A 21,614-nucleotide genomic window follows, 5' to 3' on the forward strand; every position below is an offset into this window, starting at 1 on the left:
AAGTATTTCTCATGATGGTATATAGCCATCCTTTAAGGTTGGTGTTCTGCTTAAATTTATCTCTATAGGTCAAGGCCTTCAATACAGTGTCTTGTATCAGGTCTTCTGACTCTTCCTGATCTTTGGTAAATCTTCTGGTAAATAATTCCAAGGTGTCTTTCAGGGAAGCAATTCTATGGTTGAACTCTATTGCAGTCATACTGTTTAATAATTTTAATTAAACGTTAAACAAAATTAAATTAATTAACTGATATTATCAATGTTTGTCTAGAGTTTAATATTTATGCTTAGACAATATCATTGCGTATCAGGTGATATCCTGAATAGATGAAAAATCATGCTAGAATTGTGTGGCCTACGATTTCAGGTAGAAGATATTCTTCAAATCCTTAGCATTTTGAAAAATATGGGTGTTTTTCGGGAATTTTATATCAAGGTCAAAAACCGGTTTGCCTGTAATATATAGTTCAGAATTGTGGAATTTTTCCGACAGTAGGGTAATAAATTCCTCGAGGCTTTCACCTTTTGGAAAATAAGTTATGCAGGTGACCAGGTATCTTGGTTTCAGCGCTTTAACTACTTCTTCCAAATCCCTGAGTGGTACGGCCTGGCCTAAATAAAAGGTTTTATATCCGATTTTTTTTAGTAAATAATTGAAAAACAGCAGGGCGAGCTCATGTAGCTCTTCTTCGGGAAGAAACAAAACGATCTTGTCTGCATCTTTCTGAGTGTTAATTGCCAGGCCGTCAATCGCGACTATTATCTTCTGTTTAACAAGGTTGGAGATGAAATGTTCCTGAATTGGCGTAATGTTGTTGGAAAGCCACAGAATGCCGATTTTCTCCAAAAACGGGTAAACTATGTCTGTGACCGTGGATTCAAATCCAAACCGGACGATATAGTTTGAGAGAAGTTTGTCAAACTTGGCTTCGTCCAGTTCTATCATGCAGATGGTGAGTTCATCTATAAGCAGTTCAAAGTTTGACTCTTCGGTGCTTAGCTCAGCTACCTGGCGATACATTTCGCTTGTAGAAAGTGATGCTATTTTAGATATTTTATGACCGTGATTGTTGAGTATGGAAATATTGAGGATCTTTTTCAGATCATCATCGGAATAATAACGGATATTGGTAGGGGTCCTTTTAGGGGTAATAACTTTATAACGTTTTTCCCAAATACGTATGGTGTGAGCCTTAATGCCTGAAAGCTTTTCAAGTTCCTTTATCGAATATTTCCCCATTTATTACTCCTGGTCTTGCCTTAGAACATTAGTGTTTTTGATTTGTTTAACTTATTTGCCACCAAGTCCTTACTTTTTCTTTGGATAAGCAAACATATTAATAAGTCAGATTTAAGAAAAGTACCGCAATATATGCTATGGTATAAATGTGGGCAAATGATTTTTTATTAATCACCTGATACTCACAACATTTAATTGCTCTTCAATTTAAATTATTGTTTCTGTTTTTTATGATATCCATCACCATCTGGAAAGTGAAATGTTTCAGGTACCTTGCAAACGGCACTTTTTAAATCTCAGCTCAGGTATCTCTTTCATCCGGCTAACCTCATGTGAGTACTTTTTTTCACTTGGTTAGGTCTGGAAAATGCTGATATCAACCTTTTTTGAGATATAAAATTTCTGTTTTTGTCAAATTTATAAAACTTAATTTTGATTTCGGGAATATAATTTTGTAAATAGCGTATCGTATTGATTTTCAGATCGACAGCAGTTGATATCAGTCTTTTACAGATTAAAGAACGCCCCACTTCTTTATAGCTCATGTGACGGAATTGATGCTTACCCCATATAATTTTTAAGACAAGCATTGTCATTATTATTAACCTAAACCAACTAATGTATGTTGAAACATTTACTAGTTTCCTGCATAGTACTGTGTACTATGTATTCTTCCTATGCGCAGGTGGGGCCTGTAAGAAAATGTGCCGCTCATGAAATATTTGAGAAGCAAAACCAGGACCCGGGAATAGCAGAAAATAGGCAGCAAATAGAACAGCACACGAGAGAATTTCTGCAAAGAAAAAACCGGGGAGCAGCACAAGCCAGGACCGGAGTACTTACCATTCCTGTCATTGTCCATGTAATTTACAAGACTGCCCAGGAGAATATCAGTGATGCGCAGATCCAGTCCCAGATTGATGTTTTGAACGAGGATTTCCGCAAAATGAACAGTGATGTAAGTGGTGTGCCTTCAGAGTTTACAGCTACTGATATGCAAATTCAGTTTACACTGAAGCAGATTACCAGAAAATCAACTTCAAAAACATCATGGAGTATCAATGATGATATGAAAAAATCATCAAAAGGAGGTGTAGACCCTATTGATCCTGCCCATAACATGAATATGTGGATATGTAATCTCAGCAATGGTACCCTTGGATATGCCCAGTTTCCCGGCGGGCCTGCTGCTACTGATGGCGTGGTTTTCTCCCCTCAATATTGTGGCAGCATAGATAAGCAACCTGCGGGAGAAACCTTTTACCTAAAATCTCCTTTTAATAAAGGCCGTACAGCTACTCATGAAGTAGGACACTATTTAAACCTGCGTCATATCTGGGGCGATGGTGATTGCAGTGCCGATGATTTTGTTGCCGATACACCTACAGCGGCTGAGGAGCACTATGGATGCCCTTCTTACCCTTTGAAGTCTTGCACTGACAATGGAGGTTTTACCAGCGACATGTTTATGAATTACATGGACTATGTTGATGATGCCTGCATGTTTATGTTTACTCCGGGTCAGAAGGCAAGGGTAGATGCTATATTTGAGTCAGGAGGCGCAAGGGCAGAACTTGGTACTACTTCTGGCGGATGCTCTTTGTCAGCTCCTTCAGGACTTGCATCATCCAACGTGGGAGAAACAAGCTTTACCCTTTCGTGGAATGCTGTTTCGGGAGCTGCTTCTTACGATGTAAGCGTAGCTGGAACGGTTACTACGGTTACCGGAACTTCCAAGAGCTTCACCGGCTTGACCAAAGGCACATCGTATACCTGTAAAGTTAAAGCCAACTGCGAGAGTGGAAGTGGATCATACTCTCCTGAAATAACAGTAACTACCACGGGCAGCAATTGCTATGAAGGTCCTGTAACATTGACGTTGGTACTTGATCAATACCCTTCCGAGACAAGCTGGACTTTGAAGTCAGGAGGAACAACGGTAGCATCGGGTAGCGGTTATACTACAAAAGGCGCTACAATAACGGAAACCTTTAACGTAGGAGCCGGTGCTTATACCTTCACGGTTAATGATTCTTATGGTGATGGCTTCTGCTGTAAGTATGGTAACGGATCATACACCTTAAAAGATGTTAATGGTAATGTGATAGCAACAGGGGGAAGTTTCACTACCTCAGAGTCTGTAAACTACTGTACCGAAGCAGGTGTGGCTGATACTCAGGCACCTACAGCGCCAGGTAACCTTACTGCATCAGGGATAACCCAAACTTCTGCAACAGTATCATGGACTGCTTCAACCGATAATGTGGGGGTGACAGGGTATGATGTGTATGTAAACGGATCATTGAACGGTTCCACAACTTCTACCTCCAGAACCATTACCGGCCTTACCGCTGGTACTAACTATTCCTTATCGGTGAAAGCAAAGGATGCTGCAGGAAATGAGTCGTCCGCAAGCACGGCAAGTATAACTACACTCTCTCAAAGCGTTACCTACTGTAGTTCCAAAGGCAACAGTACCAGTGACGAGTGGATCAAAAGTGTACAGATTGGAAGTATTAATAACAACTCCGGATCAAACAATGGCTATGCAGATTTCACTTCATTATCAACTTCGGTAAATAAAGGGTCGAGCTATACCATTACTATTACTCCGGCCTGGTCAAGCACTGTTTATAGCGAAGGTTACAGTGTATGGATAGACTATAATCAGGATGGTGATTTCACAGATTCAGGAGAGCAGGTTTTTACCAGAAGTAAAACAACTTCTTCCTCAATAAGTGGAAGCTTCACTATTCCTTCAGGCGCACTTTCCGGTGCTACCAGAATGAGGGTTTCTATGAAATACAATGCTATTCCTACATCTTGTGAGGCTTTTAGCTATGGTGAAGTAGAGGATTATACTGTTGTGATCGGGGCATCTTCAAGAACTGTTGATGCTGATGCAGACATGAGCCTGTACCCTAACCCGGCATTTACCAGTACTACAGTTCACTTCTCAGTAGCAGGCAATGCACAGGATGTTAATCTGAGCATTTTTGACACCATGGGACGTTCGGTTTATCAGCAAACCATACCTCAGGTAAGTGGTGCGCATGATGAAACCATTGATATCAGTGGCCTTCAAAAAGGACTGTACCATGTAGTGATCAGAGGTGAAGATATAAGTCAGACTAAAAAGCTGCTGGTGAAATAAATAGTTAAAATTAGTAGTAGTCGCAAGGGCTGTACCGAAAGGTATGGCCTTTGTTTTTTATACACCTCTGACGGACCGCGAGTCCTGTCAGGGGCATAAACAATTATGAATAATTCTGTAAAAAATTGAGGAACAAGAACAAACTTTCTGTTTATTTCAAATTGTTAAAATTTTCTTTTGATTTCGAAAATTTATTTTTGTATCTAGCGCAATTAATTAGCAAATCAACCGTTGGATGGCGTCAATCTTAGAAAGTTTTAAAGAACTACCCACTCTTTACATCTCTCGCCCGAGGATAGATGCTGATGTTCCGGTTGTAGCCAAAGAGACCAATCATTGGAAATCATTAATTAACCTAAACCATATATTGTATGTTAAAACGTTTACTAATTACCTGCATGGCCCTTTGCAGTGTATACGCTACTTATGCGCAAGTGGGACCAGTCAGAAATTGTGCTGCTCAGGAAATATTTGAGAAGCAAAACAACAATCCAAAAGTTGCCGATAAAAGGCAGCAAATCGAACAACACACCCGGGCATTTTTACAAAAGAGAAGCAAAGGAATGGCACAGGCTAGAACCGGTGTGCTTACTATCCCTGTAATTGTCCATGTTATTTACAGCAATGCTCAGGAGAACATTAGTGATGCGCAGATCCAATCTCAGATCGATGTTTTGAATGAGGATTTCCGCAAGTTGAACAGTGATGTGAGCGGAGTGCCTTCAGAGTTTACTGCTACTGATATGCAGATCGAATTTACACTGGCACAGATCACCAGAAAATCAAGTTCAAGGACTTCTTGGGGTACCAATGATGATATGAAAAAATCATCTCAGGGTGGTGTAGACCCTATTGACCCTGCTCATAACATGAACATGTGGATATGCAATATCGGGGGAGGAATCCTGGGTTATGCTCAGTTCCCTGGTGGCCCTGCTTCTACTGATGGAGTTGTATTCTCACCTCAGTACTGCGGTAGCCGTGACAAACAACCTGCGGGTGAGAACTTTTATTTAAGTGCTCCCTTCGATAAAGGCCGTACTGCTACTCATGAGGTAGGTCACTACCTCAACCTGAGACATATATGGGGTGATGGTAACTGTAATGTGGATGACTTTGTGTCTGATACTCCAACAGCATCAGCTCCAAACTACGGATGCCCTAACTACCCTTCAAAATCATGTAACAGCAACGGTGGCTTTACCAGCGATATGTTTATGAATTACATGGATTATGTTGATGATGCTTGTATGTTTATGTTCACTGCCGGTCAGAAGGCCAGAGTGGATGCTATATTTGAGCCAGGTGGAGCAAGAGAAGAACTGGGATCATCTACAGGTGGATGCTCTTTAGCAGCACCTTCCGGGCTGGCTTCATCAAATATCGGAGATAACAGCTTTACATTATCATGGAACGCTGTTTCAGGAGCAGCTTCTTACGATGTTAGTGTTGGCGGTACTGTAACTACGGTTACCGGTACTTCAAGAACTTTTACAGGCCTTACAGCAGGTACAGCCTATGCATGTAAAGTAAGGGCCAACTGTGATAGTGGCAGCGGTGCTTATTCTTCAGAAATCACGGTAACTACTACAGGTAGCAATTGCTCTGCAGGTCCTGTTACCCTGACACTTGTACTTGATAACTATCCTGCTGAAACTAGCTGGTCAGTTACATCTGGCGGAAGCACTGTAGCTTCTGGTAGTGGCTACTCTACAAAAGGTGGTACCGTAACAGAAACATTCAATGTTGGTGCCGGTGCTTATACATTTACAATCAATGACTCTTACGGTGACGGTATCTGCTGCTCATATGGCAATGGTTCTTACACGTTAAGAGATGCCAATAATAATGTGATCGCAACAGGTGGCGACTTTGGTTCTACCGAATCAGTAAACTATTGTACTGAAGGTAGTGGTGCCGATACTCAGGCTCCTACTGCACCCGGTAGTCTTTCCGCATCAGGTGTAACACAAACTTCAGCTACAGTATCGTGGACAGCCTCAACAGATAATGTGGGTGTTACAGGTTACGATGTATATGTAAACGGTTCATTGAACGGAACTACAACCTCTACTTCCAGAACTATCACAGGCCTGACTGCCAGCACAACTTATACGGTAGCTGTAAGAGCCAAAGATGCTGCTGGAAATGAGTCATCTGCAAGCTCAGTGAGCGTTACCACACTTTCTGACAACATCACTTACTGTGATTCAAAAGGAAATAACACCAGCGATGAGTGGATACAAAGAGTACAATTAGGAAGCATCGACAATAACTCAGGTTCAAACGGAGGTTATGCTGATTTTACCTCATTGTCTACTTCAATAAATCCAGGCTCAAGCTATACCATAACCATCACTCCTGCATGGGCGGGCACTGTTTACAGAGAAGCTTATGGTGTATGGATCGATTACAATCAGGATGGTGACTTCGCAGATTCAGGTGAACAGGTATATAGCAGAAGCAGAACAAATGCTTCATCAATTAGCGGAAGCTTTACAGTTCCTTCAAGCGCACTTTCAGGAGCTACAAGAATGAGAGTTTCTATGAAATACAATGCTAATCCTACATCTTGTGAAACATTCACTTATGGTGAAGTGGAAGACTACACCGTTGTTGTAGGAGGTTCTGCAAGATCTGTTCAGGCAGTGGATAAGTCAGACATGGGATTATTCCCTAACCCAGCGTTCACCCACACTACTGTACATTTCTCAGTAGCAGGTGATGTTCAGGATGTTGATCTTAGCATCTTTGACGCTATGGGTCGTTCGGTTTACAAGCAAACCATTGCTCAGGTTAGTGGATCTCATGATGAAACTATCGATATCAGTGGCCTGAAAAAAGGACTGTATCATGTAGTGATCAGAGGAAAAGACCTGAACCAGACTAAAAAATTATTGGTGAAGTAATCACCGGAAGAACATAAGTAGTAGTAGTTATGAGGGCTGCGCCGCAAAGGTGTGGCCCTTGTTTTTATTTGGCGGTCCTTCTGAAATTTTCCACCCTGCACCCTAAAGTTTATAATCAAATTCTATGGGGAACATTCAGGGTATCCCGGACAGGATTAGTACGAGAAGCTTTTGGGATCAAACGTTAAACCTGTGGAGTAAATGGATTGGAAAGTAAAACAAGTAATGTGAAAATTGCTGCTGAAAATTAAGTAAACCGCGCTTATTGTTATATTACACACCTTTGCCTACTGCTTTTGCCGATTGCTATTAACAACTCCCTGTCAGCAAAGAGGTGAAAGTGTTAGGGTCTCCCCAGAGATTCCGCTTGATCCGATGGCTGTATAGATCTTACAATTTAGCAGTTGATTGTTGCTTCTAAATCTTTCTAAAAACAAATGATACCAGACGCGGTAATTCCTTCTCGTTATCTTCATCAAACCATTCGTCAATCTCCTGCAGTGTGAAGCCATGCTTCACGGCAGCTTTTATGTAGTCCGATATGTGATGGGTAAAACAATCCAGTACTACAAGCCCTTCATTGGTTTCGAACCGTGCTTTGCTTCCGGAGTATTGCTTGAACGGGTGCAGTTCGCAGATATAAAAAAGCCCATTATTTCCCAGTGCAGCGTTGGCCTCATTAAAGATAAAATCAAGGTCTTCGATATGTTCCAGCACAAGGCTGGATACAATCAGGTCCGCCGGTTGGGCCAGTGAAGGCCAGTTTTGAGTAAGGTCAGCCTGATGAAAAGTAACATGGGTGTCGTTTACTTTTTGCCGGGCTTTGTTCATCATTTCTTCTGAGAGGTCAAACGCAGTGAGGTTTGTGGCAAGCGATGCCAGCCATGAGGTGTTTTTACCTGTGCCACAACCCGCTTCAAGTATGTGGCTGAACTTGTGACCAGCCAGTGTTTTTCTGAGCACTTTAGCTTCCAGGTCCCTGGTTTTATTGATAACGGTATCATAAGTGGCGGCCCAGGTGTTGTATCCTTCTTGATTGTTCATATTAAGCTTTATCGGAAGTTTAACAAAAGTAAATCCTGACGGGTTATTACCTTAAATTCTACGGAAAACCAACAGATTAGTTATGAACAATATTAAACTCTCGCAGATATTCATATTTACTTTTCTTCTAACGGCCCTCACCGGTTGTGAATTCATAGGAGCTGTTTTTGAAGCCGGTGTTTGGGTAGGGGTATTTATAGTCGTTTTTGTGCTTTTTTTGATTATTTGGCTTATTCGTAAGCTACTTTGATCATAAAACCTCTTTATGAAGGACTTCATCATATATTTTTTGATATCCAGTTTTCTATGAGGTAACGTGCAATAGAATCTATTTTGGACAGGCTGATCTTTCCGGTTTGAGAGGCCTCCAAAAGCTCTTTGGCTGTAAACCAGGCAGCATTAGGCACCTCATCCTGATCCAGTGTGAAATCCAGCGAATCGCTTTCCGCAGTGAAGCCAATCATGATCGAGGCCGGAAAAGGCCAGGGTTGAGAAGCTACGTACCGCACGTTGCTTACTGCCAGGCCTACTTCTTCCATCATTTCCCTTTTTACGGCTCCCTCGAGCGTTTCTCCCGGTTCCACAAAACCTGCCAGCGTTGTGCAAATAGTACCGGCCGGGGTATCATGTACACCCAGCAGGCACATAGGCTCTCCATGTTGAGGTACATGTTCTATGAGTGTGATAATGGCCGGGTCAAGCCTGGGAAAACACATGGCCTTGCAAGCCTGATTTGTGCATCGCCGGGCATGTCCTCCTTGTATGGCTTCAGACTTTGATCCGCAATGGCTGCAATAAGCATGGGTTTTGTGCCAGTGCATTAGCCCTCTGGCATAAGCGGCCAGTGATGCCTGCTCCTGGGGTAGCCGGGTGGCAACCTTTCGTAAATCGTGAAATTCACCCGCAGCTACCAGTTGAGATGCTTCTTCCAATTCATATGCAGAAAGGTCAACTGCAAATACCGGCTTTTCATTTTCCAGTCCCAGAAAGATGGTTTCGGTAGTGACTGAAAAAACATGTTCCGATTGCTTAAGCAGAAGATAGCTAAGGCTGTCGAGGTTGGCAGAGAATAAACTTTTGCTGCGCCAGTAGGGCATCAGCAATGCCTGAGGTGACTTAAGCTGGTCAGAAAGCCAGGTCTCGTCTTTCCGGAGATTGCCGGCCCTGTCTATGGGGTTTTGGCAGTAAAACAGTTTCACGTCCTGGGTTTTAGTTTTTTAGTATTGAATATGGATGCTGGCTTACCAATAAGACTTGGCAATGATACAAATATTGTAGCAATGCTACAATATTTGTATCATCAAAATGTCTACTTATCTAGTATACTGTCCCAACTGATTCGATAAACATTGTCAAAGCCATTTTCAACACTTTCCATCATATCAATAATAGCCTGATAGTTTTCTGCCGGTTTTATTGAACTTCTATTGCTTGTAAAATATAGGTATTTGCCACCAGCCGATACAAACGGGCAATAGTCCAGGGCAGTTGAATTTACAGCATTAGAGAGCCGCTGAGCGGGCAGCCATTCGCCCTGCTCGCCTTTTTTACTGATATAGAGATCGCCGCCTCCCATGTCGTCAGACCGGCCATACGAGGTGAACAGGATATAACTTTCATCCGGAGCGACAAAGGCATTGAATTCATAAGTTGCGCTGTTGACCGCTTCGGAAATGCTCTTAGGCAGGGTGTATTTGCCATTGACCCAACGGCTGACATAGATGTCTTCCTTGCCCTTATTGCCTTCATATTCAGCCGTGAAGTACAGGTCTCCATTGCTGGTCACTGAAGGGTAAAACTCATTCATATCTGTATTGATGGGCGAACCGATGTTCTTGGGGGCTCCCCATGTGTCTTTGTTTCTTTCCACATACCAAATGTCATAATCCTTTTTTGTGTCACCGTCTACAGACCGGTTACTGACAAAATACAGTCGCTTTCCATCTGGTGAGAAAGCGGGCTCCAGATCACTGTATTGTCCCGAAAACGAAGCCACCTGAGGTTTTGACCACTTTCCTTTGACTTTGGTCAGTCGCATGATAACGCTGATCTCGCGCTTATAGCTTTGCAAAGTATAAAACACTTCATTGCCGTCTGCTGATATGGCGATGTCACGGTTAGGGTATTTGGAGGAAATAAGCCCGGGTTCGAAAAGTTGGGCAGTGGTGTCGCTGGCATTCTGGCTGAAAAGTGCAGTGCTGCACAGCAAAGTCAGCAGAAGAGGGTATATCGGTTTTAACATGGGTAAGTCAGGGGTTATGTAAAATTTACACAACTAAATTAAAATATATACAATAAGCAAAAAGAATGCGCTGGCTACTCCAAAACTAATTTTCCCATGTGGAGAAAGGTTTACTATTCCACCCATCAATGAGCAAAATGCCAGAATGTACACCAGAAATATTTTAGGGCCATAGATATTGCCATAAGCCCGGATAGGATATAAAGGCTTTGCAGTTTTAATAATATTGATACCTGTATGGGTAATGAATGTCCGCTTCACTGCCACGCTGTCTCCAGCCTTAAAGTAATCGTGATGTTCTTCGGGTATCCGCAGTCCTGTGCCGTCCCCTATAAATACTTCAATGGCAATATCATAGTTGGACATGCCCTCGTTTATATAGTTTTTTTCGACAGCGCTGACAATATCCAGCGTGGTTTTGCGAGGCAGGTAGTAATCAAGAAAAAGAAACAGGCAAAATACGAATGCCACCCTGCTGAATAGTATAGAGTATTTCAGATAGGGCCTGATACTGTCTTCATATTCCTCTTTTGTAGGCGTTCCGGTCGGAGTATGCACCGGAGGCCTTTTTCTTTGCGTGTAAGTCCTGCGCATGGTAGGTGGGCCTGGCTGCGTAGTGCTATTATACAGCAGGTCATACTGCAGCCGCTTTCCCTCGTTTCCTAAAACCTGATATGCTTCATTGATATCGTGAAATTTTTCAGAACTGCCGGGTTGCGAACTGGTGTCGGGGTGGTAGAGCAGAGCCAGCTTTCTGTAAGCTTCTTTGATTTCATCCTTTGAGGCTTCCCTGTTTATTCCAAGTATGCTGTAGTAGTCCTTCACGATAGCATTTTCAAAAACGACCTCAAATGTAAGTAATCCTCATTAAATGCATGAGAAGGGTCAATCAAGGTTAACCCGATAGTAAAGAATATGAACTGTGAAAGTGAATGCAAAAAGCAAAAGAGATGTGAGTATAACGGGCACGCCAAATAGGGACAAAAGGAAAAGCGAAATAAAAAAGTAGAAATACTTCTTTAGCGCGTCTTCGGCTTCCGATGAGAAGATGAAAAAAGAGGCGAATAATGAAAGGCCAATACACAATCCATAAATGATCAGGCTTAGCAGTAATTCTGCGGAGCGTTCAGACGGAAAATACCTGATAAGAACCCATATTTCCGGCAGCATGAGCAGGAGAATGCCACTCCACTGTATGATAACCCTTTTTATTCCTGAAAGAGGCATATTGATCATCCATGGTACACTTTGCTTATGGAATTTAAACAGTTCCAGAATGAGTGTGATATTGGCCATAGAAACCAGTAGCATACCAATAGCCTGCCACCTCCAGTCATATACCTGTATGTCGTCGATAACCTGAAAAGCGATCAATACAGCGATGGAAAGGGCTTTGGTGGCCAGGTAGAGCCATAGGCGGGTATGCAACAGGTTACTCAAAGGCCATAACCAGGCCGGTGTAGCTATCCATTTATTGATCGCGGTCTTTAATCTGTTTGGTCTGGTGTTACTTATCGGTTGCGCAAGGTGCTTCCGATAAAGATAAACCGGCAATACACTGCCAATACAAATGTAGCTGAGCAGTGTACCAAGGTTGATCCAATTGTGGTATTTAAACATGAAGATGCCTGTAAAAGCTCCATAAGCTATTATAGGGGCACTTAGTGCAGCCTGCATGGTTAAAAGTATATTCCATTGTTCCCGGGAGCTATAAAAAATAACATTCCGGATCCAAAGATTTTCCTTGCTGCTAAAGGCTTCCAGTGAAAAACGAAAAGTTGCCCACAGGTATATTGACCAACCGATCATGGTATAAAGCAAAAGCATTGGACTTTGCGCTACGGAAGAGGCTATGGCTACATGCTCCTTGCCACTGAGGAAACCAATACCGAAAAAGAGCAGAAGCAGGAAGAAGCCGCTGTTTTGAATGTAGAATTGCTTCGCGACTGTTTGGAGGAGGATGGAAACATGTCTCATGATCCGGAGCAAAGCGCGTTGTTTTCAATATAGTAGGTGCCCCTGAAAATGAGTGGGAGCTGATCAGGAGTCTGATGCGTGGAAACCAGGAAGGTACACTCCTTCTCGTTGTAGGTAATCAGTTCCGAAAGCGATTTAAGTGTATCAGCGTCAATGGTTGTAAAAGGCTCATCCAGCAGGATAACCCTGGGTTGGCCGAGGAAACCAAGCAGGAGTGATGTCTTTTTGAGCATGCCCGATGAGTAGGTTTTTACGGGCTGATGAATAAAACTGCCCATGTTTAAAGTATCAATCAGGTCTTCTATCTGCTTGCGCGGAGCTTTTTTGGCTGTTGCAACAAAGGAAGCCAGATCATGAGCAGTTAAAAATGGAGGAAAAACAGGCTCTGCTTCGCAATAATTAACATGCAGGCGGTATTTAACCGGGTTGTGCTTTACACTGAGTTTTTCATCCAGGGCAATTTCGCCGTCGAATTTCAGGAGTCCTGCAATAGATTTAAATAAGGTGGTTTTACCCGAACCATTGCTGCCCTGTATCAGGTGGCAACCGTTCCGGAAATGTTGTTTACGAATATTCAAAACAGGCTCATGGCCATAACTCTTGGAGTAATCCGATATAGAAAGCATCAAGTCAGTTGTTTTGCCTAATAGTGTGCAGGCCAGCCGGTTTCTTACAAGTCAATACATAAAAATGCTGGTTCAGGCAGATTATCCATCAGGTCACAGCAACGGGTTTTGTGTAGTACCCTGTATCGTCGAAATTGCAGTATCCCATTTAGCATTTCGTTAGGAAAAATATGCAAGGATAAATTTTTATATATTTGTTTTACAATTTATATACAAATGGAGAAAACATATTTAGGAGAATTTGAAGAGCTGGTGCTTACCATGGTAGGTATTCTGAGAGAGGAGGCTTACGGCAATGCTATTGTAAATGAGATCAGGGACCGCATGGAGAGGGAGGTTAACCTCAGTGCCGTACATGTAACACTGTACCGCCTGGAGGATAAAGGGTATGTGAAGTCATCGATGGGAGGGGCCACGGCTACCCGCGGAGGCAGGCGAAAGCGGATTTTTACCATTACCAATGCAGGGTTGAGTATGCTACATGCCATACAGGAAAAGCGCATGGAACTCTGGAAACTACTGCCACAGCTAAAATTTGCAGACCTATGAAAACATCTGTACAGCCGCCAAAATGGGCTATCGATTTTCTGGAGTGGTTTTGCCCGGACAGACTTGTCGAATGTGTGCTGGGAGACTTGCTCGAGCAATTTGATGATGAGTTGGAGCTTTATGGAGAAAGAAAGGCCAGGCGACGTTTTGTGTGGAATGTGGTCCGGTTTTTTCGTCCCGGCATCATCCTGAGAAACAAATTCAAACTCAAAATAATCAACACTATTATGTTACTCAGTTATTTCAAAATTGCGATACGCAACATCAGAAAACAGAAACTATATTCCTTTATCAATGCCTTTGGCCTAAGCATAGGTATAGCCTTTTGTATACTCATTTACCTGTTTATTCAGGATGAACAAAGCTTTGACCAGTTTCATGTCAATAAGGACAGGATTTTCAGGGTAGAGGAGAAAAGCTATGACCGGTGGTCAGAAGATAAAGCGTACCCATACCGGCACTCGGCGTACCTGCAAACCGGTCTGATGCAGGTGCTCAAAGACGACCTGCCGGAAGTGCAGATGGGCACAAGGTATAATTCGGGCGGACGCGGAGTTTTCAGGCATGGCGAAAAGGTATTTACCGAAAAGCTCACTTATGTAGATGCCGATTTCTTTAAAATGTTTTCATTCCCTCTTTTGCAGGGAGATGCAGAAAAGGTATTTAAAGATAAGTATGAGGCTGTCATTACCCCTACAATAGCAGAAAAGTACTTTGGTGATGAGGACCCTATTGGCAAAACGGTGGAGATAGATGTTAACGGAACGGTCACTTACACTGTGACAGGAGTGATACAAGAAGCCCCGGCCAATTCCAGCTTTAGTTTTGATGTACTGATCCCTCAGGAGAACAGGATGTTTTATGACAGGAACATTAACCGGTGGGGCAGCTACTCCACCCCAACCTTCGTGCAGTTGGTCGAAGGAGCTGATATGCAGCAGTTCAGTGCCAATCTGGATAAGGTGATTGAAAAATACATAGCTGAGGATCTGGAAGAATGGAGAGAAAATAGCAATTTGCCCGATGATGTCAAGCTGCTGGAACTGCAGTACTCCAACCTGTCAGACATTCACCTGAATACCAAAGTATCGTGGCAGAAAACCAGTGATCCGCAATATTCCCTGATATTGGGAGGTATTGCCATCCTCATCCTTATCATTGCCTGCATCAACTACATTTCCCTGGCACTCACTACTTCAACTGCCCGCAGGACAGAGGTGGGCATAAGAAAAGCAGCAGGAGCCAAAAAGGGACAGTTAATCTATCAGTTTGGCTTTGAATCCATAGTACTGGCCCTTATTTCCATGATTATAGGATTAGGCCTTGTAGTTGTATTCCTGCCATCGTTTAATGAATTTACCAACAAGAGCATAACGCTCGGAGGTGCCAACATATCCGGCCTGCTCGCCGTGAGCTTTGTTGTAACCCTGCTGATAGGTTTGCTGGCCGGAAGTTATCCGGCGTTCTTTCTATCCTCTTTCCGGCCTGTGCAAGTGCTTAAAGGGGGCTTCACTTCCAAACTTAATGCTGTATTTACCAAGCCATTGGTAGTGCTTCAATTTGCACTTTCTGCTTTTTTGATCATCAGCTCAGTGATCATGTACCGGCAGATGCAATATATTACGGCCAAAGATCTTGGATACAACAAAGACCAGGTATTGGCTATCCCCACACAAACCGGATATAGCAAAGAGGGAAATAAGATGGTCGAAAGGTTTAGAAATTATGCAGCGGCGGAGCCTTCCGTTATTTCCGTTACCGGTACCAACACCTCTTTTAACCAGGGGTGGTCCAGAAGTGGGTATGAAATTGACGGTGAGCAAAAGCAGGCTTACGTGTATGTTGCAGACCCGTACTATGTGCCAACCCTGGAGTTGACTCTGGTGGAAGGCAGGAATTTTGATCCTAATCTGGCCTCTGACAGTAGCGCTTTGATTGTCAACGAAGCGCTGGTAAGGGATATGGGATGGGAAAACCCACTGCAAGAGCATCTTAACTGGCGTGAAGACAGTACCGGTCTGGGGCCTAAAATCATTGGAGTGGTTAAAGATTACCACTTCCTTTCTCTGGAGAATGAAATAGAGCCGATGCTTATGAGCATGAATACAAAAGATGCAGGCTTCCAGACCACCATGCTTGTAAAGATCGATCATGGCAATATCCCGGAATCGATAGATAAAGTAAGAAGTCTGTGGAATGAGCTGGCTCCTGATAAGCCCTTCGATTATACCTTCATAGATGAGGATGTTGCCAAACAATATGCTTCATATAAACGCTGGATGAATATCATGGGCCTGTCTACTGCTTTTGCTATATTGATCTCGTGCCTCGGACTGTTTGGTTTGGCAGGGATCAATGCCGTGAACAGGACCAAGGAGATAGGCATCAGAAAAGTGCTGGGGGCAGAACTCATGAGCATCTTTGTATTGCTCAACAAGCAGTATGTGTGGCTGGCTTTAATAGCCTTTACCCTCGCAGCGCCCCTGTCATGGTATGTGATGGATCAATGGCTGGCTGATTTCAAGTTTTCCATAGCCATGGGCTGGGAGCTGTTTGCTGTTAGTATGGTTGCAGGGTTATTGGTGGCACTTACTACGGTAAGTTATCATGCCATAAAAACGGCCTTAGCCAACCCCGCCGAGACATTGAAATACGAATAAACAATACCTCAGCCGCGGTCGGCCCAATGCCCGCGGCTGAGATGTTTTGCTACACATGCATAGTGCCTTCCAAAACCACATGGGCCTGGCTTATAACTTCAAGCTCTGTATCACTGGTAATTTTAAGCTGCAAATACCCGCCTCTTTTTGAAACCTGATAGGCCTTCATTTCTTTTTTGTCCAGCAGGTTGCCCCAGTATTTTGCCAGTACGGAATGGGCTGCACCGGTTACCGGGTCTTCATTAATGCCTATCCACGGGCAAAAGCACCGGGAATAAAAATCATATTCATCATCATCAGATTTGGCAGTGACCACCACTTCCTTGACAGTGTCGGTACTTGCCAGCAGTTGAGGGTAGTCGGGAGTGAGACTTTCCAGAAGTTGTTTGTTTTCTACTTCTATCAGCAGCATGTCCAGCGCTTTGGCAAACCGGGTATTTACCGGGAAGCTGATCCCCAGTGCGTGGTACAAGCTGTTGTCTGTCTGGTAATCAACTGTTTCGTATAGCGGAAACTTCATTTTGATCCTGCCGCCCGTCTCTGGCCAGGCAAAAAGGTGAAGTGCATGACCGGTTACAAATTCTACCTGGTCATTTTTCAGTACATCCAGCACAAGCTTGGCCGAAGCCAATGTAGCATGGCCACAAAAAGGGATTTCAACTGTGGGTGTAAAGTACCTGATAGAAAATACGTTTTTGTCCTGCTCATTTTGAAGCAAAAATGCCGTTTCCGAAAGGTTAAGTTCACCGGCTATGGCCTGCATGGTTTTATCAGGCAGTTGGCTTTCTGCGAGGCATACCCCCGCAGGGTTTCCTTTGAAAGCTTCATCCGTAAAGGCATCTATAATATAAGTGCTGATTTTCATAAAGCTGTTGGTTCGAAGAAGCTAGATAACCTTCTTATTAACACGGGTTTAAATTGTAATTCATGTCCCAAATATTGAATTTTACCCTTCTTTGGGAATTATGTTTGGGTATAATGCAATATTCGTATTACTTTTCTAATAACCTAGCTTCTTATTTCCCTTATCATTTTGTATATTGATTGAAGAGTCTTGTCAATAATTTAACCCCTAAATATTATGAAAAACTCTTCCATTTCCTCTTTGATCTTAGTCATTTTTCTAATAACGTCACTTCAAACCCATGCCCAAAATGAATCGGATACTACCGATTATTTTTCGATGTCATTAGAAGAGCTTATGAACCTGACCATTACGGTGGCTTCAACCGAAGCGTTGTCTCCAAGAGAGTCTCCGGGTATTGTTAACCTGATCACGGCAGATGAAATATCAAGGTCCGGAGCCCGCGACCTGATCGATGTACTGCGTATGATCCCCGGTTTTGAGTTTGGTGTGGATGTGCAGGGTGTGGTCGGTGTAGGGGCGAGAGGTAACTGGGGGCACGAGGGGAAAATTCTGATACAACTGGATGGTCAGGAGATGAATGAAAGAAGTTTTGCAACCACCCAGCTAGGTCACCACTTTCCGCTGGAGCAAATAGAGAGAATCGAAATAATCAGGGGCCCGGGGTCTGCTATTTACGGTGGTTATGCAGAGTTGGGTGTGATTAATATCATCACTAAAAAAGGAAAGGCCCTTAATGGTATTAGTGTGGCAGGTACATACGGGCAGTTGTCGGAAACACTGGGTAGGGCAGAAGGTACGGTTATGGTAGGCAGAAGCACAGGAGATGTGGCTTTTGATGCCAAATTAACCGTAGGGCAGGGAAACAGAAGCGACAGAACTTATACTGATTTTTATGGAGACTCTTACGATATGGAAGATAACTCCGAACTAAAAAACCTGCATATCAATAGTGGCCTGTCATACAAAGGGTTGGGTATACGGCTGATATACGAAGACTACCAGGTGCAGCAGCGCGATCTTTTTGATGCGGCTATGCCGGTGCCGGTAGATATGCATTTCAAGGGAGTATATACAGAGATAAAGTATGACTATAAGGTATCGGATAAGGTTAAACTAACCCCGAAGATCAAATATAAAAATCAGCAACCCTGGCTTACAAACAGTGCTTTAGCCCGGCAGTTGGACGAGAATGGCTACGCGGGTGTTTTTGCTGATAAAACTGTTGAGCAAACTCTGGGAGACCTGGCACTGAATGTCAATTTCACGCCTAAGATCAATGTGATAGCCGGTATGCAATACTATGTGGACAAAGGAGAATCAGTCCCGGGCTATGAGTATGAAATAACCAATAGCACCGATGTGGAGTTTTACAATTTCAGTGCTTATGGGCAGGGACTGTTCAGGTTGGGCCTCGCCAATGTTACGGTAGGTGCCCGCTATAATAACCATGAGCAGTTTGGTGATTCATTTGTACCGAGAATTGGGGTTACCAAAGTGATTGACAGGTTTCATGGTAAACTGCTGCTTAGCCAGGCTTTCAGGGCGCCAAGTATTCAGAATATTGATCCTAATCCAGATATCGAACCTGAACTCACTACAGTTTTTGAACTGGAAGCCGGATATCAGCTTACTTCTAAAATGGCTCTTACCGCCAACTTTTTCGACATAAGGATCGAAGACCCCATTGTTTACTTTTATGATAGTGATACCGATGCGGAAGGCTACGAAAACTACGACGAAACAGGTACCAGGGGTGTGGAACTGGAATATAAATACAAGGACACCTGGGGATCGCTGGGCTTTAACTATTCCTATTATACAGCCCATGGCGACAACAAAGTGGCATCTTACAATGTGCCCGGGGACAAAGACAAACTATTGGGCTTCGCTCAGGGTAAAGCCAATCTTTTCGGGTCATTTTTGCTGACGAAGAAACTTACTTTCAGCCCCTCCGTTACTTATCTGGGAGAGCGGGCAGGATTCGTAATAGCAGATGCCAATGACAATCCGGTACTGGCCACTTTCGATCCAGTGGTATTTGCAAATCTTTATTTCCAGTATAAAGACCTTTTTACCAAAGGGCTAACAGCCGGTGCAGGAGTTTATAACCTGACAGACAATGATTACGCTTACATACAGCCGTATAATAGCGGACACTCACCTTTACCTGCTGCGGGCAGAGAGATAGTGGTGAAATTGAAATACAGATTTAAGTTTAATTGATTAGTTGAAAGGGGCCTCCAAGGATGAGGTTTGATGTTTAAGGTTATTGAACTGAGGAGGCTCCTTTTTTATTTTTCTGTTCCGACCCTGCCCAGGTGAACCAATCCGAAAGCCGGCCCTATAAGCAATACAATAAATAAAAAATCAGGAGCGATAAGCGAATCGAGCCAGGTCAATAGCTGAATACTGACAATGGTGATGGCAAAGCCAAGGCTGTTGACCACCGTAAGCCCCGTACCGATGTAAGCTTTGTCAGCCGTTTGCGCTACCAGGGTTGAGAACTGTGGGGAGTCAGCTACCACGGCCATGCCCCAAATCAAAAGGATCAGGATAAAAAGGCCAACCGGAACCATGAACAGTAGCGGAGACAAAAGACAACAGATACCTGACAAAGCCAGCGCTGCAAAAGCAACTTTTTTACTACCAAATCTCATAGCTACATGGCCTCCTATGGCGCATGACAGTGATCCGGCCCCGATGGTTATGAAAGACCATAGCGGCACATTCAGGTCAGTGCCTGCCGATGCGTTATAGTACCTCAATATAAACGGGATAAAAGCCCAAAAGGCATAAAGCTCCCACATATGGCCGAAGTACCCGAAAGCGGCATTTCTGAAATTATTGTGCCTGAAAAGTTTAAATATTATGCTTAGGTCAAACTTGCTTCCCCGCTTTCTGAACGGCCCGTCACCAACGCCGGCCAATATGGCCACACCACCCATAACGGCTACTGATGAAGTGGCTATCAGTATGTACTTCCAGGGCAGGCCACCTGTAAGATCCCTGATCAGGTGCGGAAAGGCAGTGCCCAGTACCAGGGCACCTACCAGGTACCCCAAAGCTTTGCCCAGCCCTTTCTCATGCCAGTCCGAGGCGATCTTCATACCAATTGGGTATATTCCGGCAAGGAAGAAGCCTGTAATAAAGCGGAAAGAGAGGATCACCTCATAACCGGTAGAAAAGAGAGGCCCGAGGTTGAAAATACTGCCAAGCAGGGCACAGGTGAAAAATACTTTTGAAGGTGAAAAACGATCTGCAATGGTAAGAAAGGCAAAAGTAAGTGTGCCTGCAATAAACCCAAGCTGGACTGCGGAGGTAATAATGCCCAGTGCATTGGCAGGAAGTGATAGTGCCTTGTCCAGGTCAGGTAAAATAGCATTACCGGCAAACCATAGCGATGTGCCTGCAAACTGGGCGATAACAATGATCGGCAAAACATAACCGGGCCTTAAACGGGTGTCTCTCAATGCTGTAGCTTAAGACCCGAAAGTTAATGTATTGTTACGGATAAGCCAAAACCGCTTATCATGTATATATCCAGAGACCAGGCACTTCAAAATCTCTTCAGAAACTATTGATATATTTGAATGTAAACAAAAATCAAAACAACAGGCTCAGGACACTGAAAGATGCTCAGTGCATAAAAAGCCGAAGTAAGTAGATGAAACTGTTATTAGTAGAAGATCATGCCGAGCTTGCCAGCAATATAATATCGTATCTGGCCAAGGAAGGCTACGTGTGCGAGTGGTGTAACAGCTATCAAAAAGCAATCAATAAACTTTCCGGATTTGAGTACGACATTATCATGCTCGACCTCATGCTGCCGGATGGGGACGGACTGGATATCCTCAGGTTCATTAAGCAGCAGAATGCCGATGCCGGAGTACTGATCCTGTCGGCCAAAAATGCTTTGGATGACAAGATCCAGGGCCTTGACCTGGGTGCCGATGATTATCTGCCCAAGCCTTTCCATTTGTCTGAGCTGAATGCAAGGCTAAAAGCCATTTACCGGAGGAGGAACCTGGGTGGGGCTCATGACATCATATTTAATGAAATAAGCCTTAACACCGATACGATGGAGGTCAAAGTCAATGACCGGTACCTTGACCTTACCCGCAAGGAATACGAGATGCTACTCTACATGATCGTCAATAAAAGCAGGGTGCTCACCAAGCAGTCCATTGCAGAGCATCTTTGGGGCGACTATATGGATTCGGTAGATTCCTTCGACTTTGTATATCAGCATATCAAAAACCTGAGAAAGAAGATCGTACAGGCAGGCGGGCGTGACTACATACAGACCATGTATGGTTCGGGGTATAAATTCAACCCTAATATCTAG

Annotated in this window: 16 protein-coding genes; 6 read left to right on the forward strand and 10 right to left on the reverse strand. The window is 43.6% G+C overall.

Annotated features, from left to right (window positions below; all coding sequences use genetic code 11):
• Positions 1 to 199, reverse strand: a 199-nt coding sequence (locus E1163_RS20090) for a sigma factor (protein ID WP_281353151.1), incomplete at its 3' end; no start/stop codon positions are given.
• 156 nt (positions 200 to 355) lie between these two features.
• On the reverse strand, positions 356 to 1,240 hold the full coding sequence (locus E1163_RS20095) for a MerR family transcriptional regulator (protein ID WP_155174253.1): 885 nt from the start codon (positions 1,238 to 1,240) through the stop codon (positions 356 to 358).
• A 622-nt stretch (positions 1,241 to 1,862) separates the two neighbouring features.
• On the opposite strand from E1163_RS20095, the gene E1163_RS20100 reads away from it, so the two are divergent.
• Both E1163_RS20100 and E1163_RS20105 read left to right on the forward strand, forming a co-directional pair.
• Complete coding sequence (locus E1163_RS20100; protein ID WP_155174254.1) at positions 1,863 to 4,394, forward strand: GEVED domain-containing protein; 2,532 nt, start codon at positions 1,863 to 1,865, stop codon at positions 4,392 to 4,394.
• A 371-nt stretch (positions 4,395 to 4,765) separates the two neighbouring features.
• Entirely contained in the window at positions 4,766 to 7,303 is a 2,538-nt protein-coding gene (locus E1163_RS20105; protein WP_155174255.1) for a fibronectin type III domain-containing protein, read from the forward strand.
• A gap of 417 nt (positions 7,304 to 7,720) precedes the next feature.
• On the opposite strand, the gene E1163_RS20110 is transcribed toward E1163_RS20105, so the two are convergent.
• The 6 genes from E1163_RS20110 to E1163_RS20135 form a co-directional block, all read right to left on the reverse strand.
• Complete coding sequence (locus E1163_RS20110; RefSeq protein WP_155174256.1) at positions 7,721 to 8,347, reverse strand: class I SAM-dependent DNA methyltransferase; 627 nt, start codon at positions 8,345 to 8,347, stop codon at positions 7,721 to 7,723.
• A 278-nt stretch (positions 8,348 to 8,625) separates the two neighbouring features.
• On the reverse strand, positions 8,626 to 9,546 hold the full coding sequence (gene nudC / locus E1163_RS20115) for an NAD(+) diphosphatase (protein ID WP_155174257.1): 921 nt from the start codon (positions 9,544 to 9,546) through the stop codon (positions 8,626 to 8,628).
• A 110-nt stretch (positions 9,547 to 9,656) separates the two neighbouring features.
• On the reverse strand, positions 9,657 to 10,589 hold the full coding sequence (locus tag E1163_RS20120) for a TolB-like translocation protein (protein ID WP_155174258.1): 933 nt from the start codon (positions 10,587 to 10,589) through the stop codon (positions 9,657 to 9,659).
• A 33-nt stretch (positions 10,590 to 10,622) separates the two neighbouring features.
• On the reverse strand, positions 10,623 to 11,414 hold the full coding sequence (locus E1163_RS20125) for a J domain-containing protein (RefSeq protein ID WP_343033900.1): 792 nt from the start codon (positions 11,412 to 11,414) through the stop codon (positions 10,623 to 10,625).
• 60 nt (positions 11,415 to 11,474) lie between these two features.
• On the reverse strand, positions 11,475 to 12,566 hold the full coding sequence (locus E1163_RS20130) for a hypothetical protein (RefSeq protein WP_155174259.1): 1,092 nt from the start codon (positions 12,564 to 12,566) through the stop codon (positions 11,475 to 11,477).
• Positions 12,563 to 13,192, reverse strand: coding sequence for an ABC transporter ATP-binding protein (locus E1163_RS20135; RefSeq protein WP_155174260.1), 630 nt, complete (start codon positions 13,190 to 13,192; stop codon positions 12,563 to 12,565). Before E1163_RS20135 ends, E1163_RS20130 begins: the two co-directional genes overlap by 4 nt.
• Before the next feature lie 216 nt (positions 13,193 to 13,408).
• Here E1163_RS20135 and E1163_RS20140 point away from each other — a divergent pair, with 216 nt between their 5' ends.
• Both E1163_RS20140 and E1163_RS20145 read left to right on the forward strand, forming a co-directional pair.
• Positions 13,409 to 13,741, forward strand: coding sequence for a PadR family transcriptional regulator (locus tag E1163_RS20140; RefSeq protein WP_155174261.1), 333 nt, complete (start codon positions 13,409 to 13,411; stop codon positions 13,739 to 13,741).
• On the forward strand, positions 13,738 to 16,401 hold the full coding sequence (locus tag E1163_RS20145; RefSeq protein WP_155174262.1) for an ABC transporter permease: 2,664 nt from the start codon (positions 13,738 to 13,740) through the stop codon (positions 16,399 to 16,401). The genes E1163_RS20140 and E1163_RS20145 overlap by 4 nt, the downstream gene beginning before the upstream one ends.
• A 49-nt stretch (positions 16,402 to 16,450) precedes the next feature.
• On the opposite strand, the gene E1163_RS20150 is transcribed toward E1163_RS20145, so the two are convergent.
• Positions 16,451 to 17,266 carry a PhzF family phenazine biosynthesis protein gene (locus E1163_RS20150; protein WP_155174263.1) on the reverse strand — a complete coding sequence of 272 codons (816 nt, stop codon included), beginning with the start codon at positions 17,264 to 17,266 and terminating at the stop codon, positions 16,451 to 16,453.
• Positions 17,267 to 17,482: 216 nt separating this feature from the next.
• Here E1163_RS20150 and E1163_RS20155 point away from each other — a divergent pair, with 216 nt between their 5' ends.
• Positions 17,483 to 19,492, forward strand: a complete 2,010-nt coding sequence (locus E1163_RS20155; RefSeq protein WP_155174264.1) for a TonB-dependent receptor plug domain-containing protein — start codon at positions 17,483 to 17,485, stop codon at positions 19,490 to 19,492.
• 68 nt (positions 19,493 to 19,560) lie between these two features.
• On the opposite strand, the gene E1163_RS20160 is transcribed toward E1163_RS20155, so the two are convergent.
• Entirely contained in the window at positions 19,561 to 20,739 is a 1,179-nt protein-coding gene (locus E1163_RS20160) for an MFS transporter (RefSeq protein WP_155174265.1), read from the reverse strand.
• 194 nt (positions 20,740 to 20,933) lie between these two features.
• Between E1163_RS20160 and E1163_RS20165 the strand changes: the two genes are divergently transcribed.
• Positions 20,934 to 21,614 (forward strand): response regulator transcription factor, encoded by a 681-nt coding sequence (locus tag E1163_RS20165; RefSeq protein ID WP_155174266.1) that lies wholly within the window; start codon positions 20,934 to 20,936, stop codon positions 21,612 to 21,614.

The sequence above is a fragment of the Fulvivirga kasyanovii genome (genome assembly GCF_009711405.1).
Taxonomy (GTDB): Bacteria; Bacteroidota; Bacteroidia; order Cytophagales; family Cyclobacteriaceae; genus Fulvivirga; species Fulvivirga kasyanovii.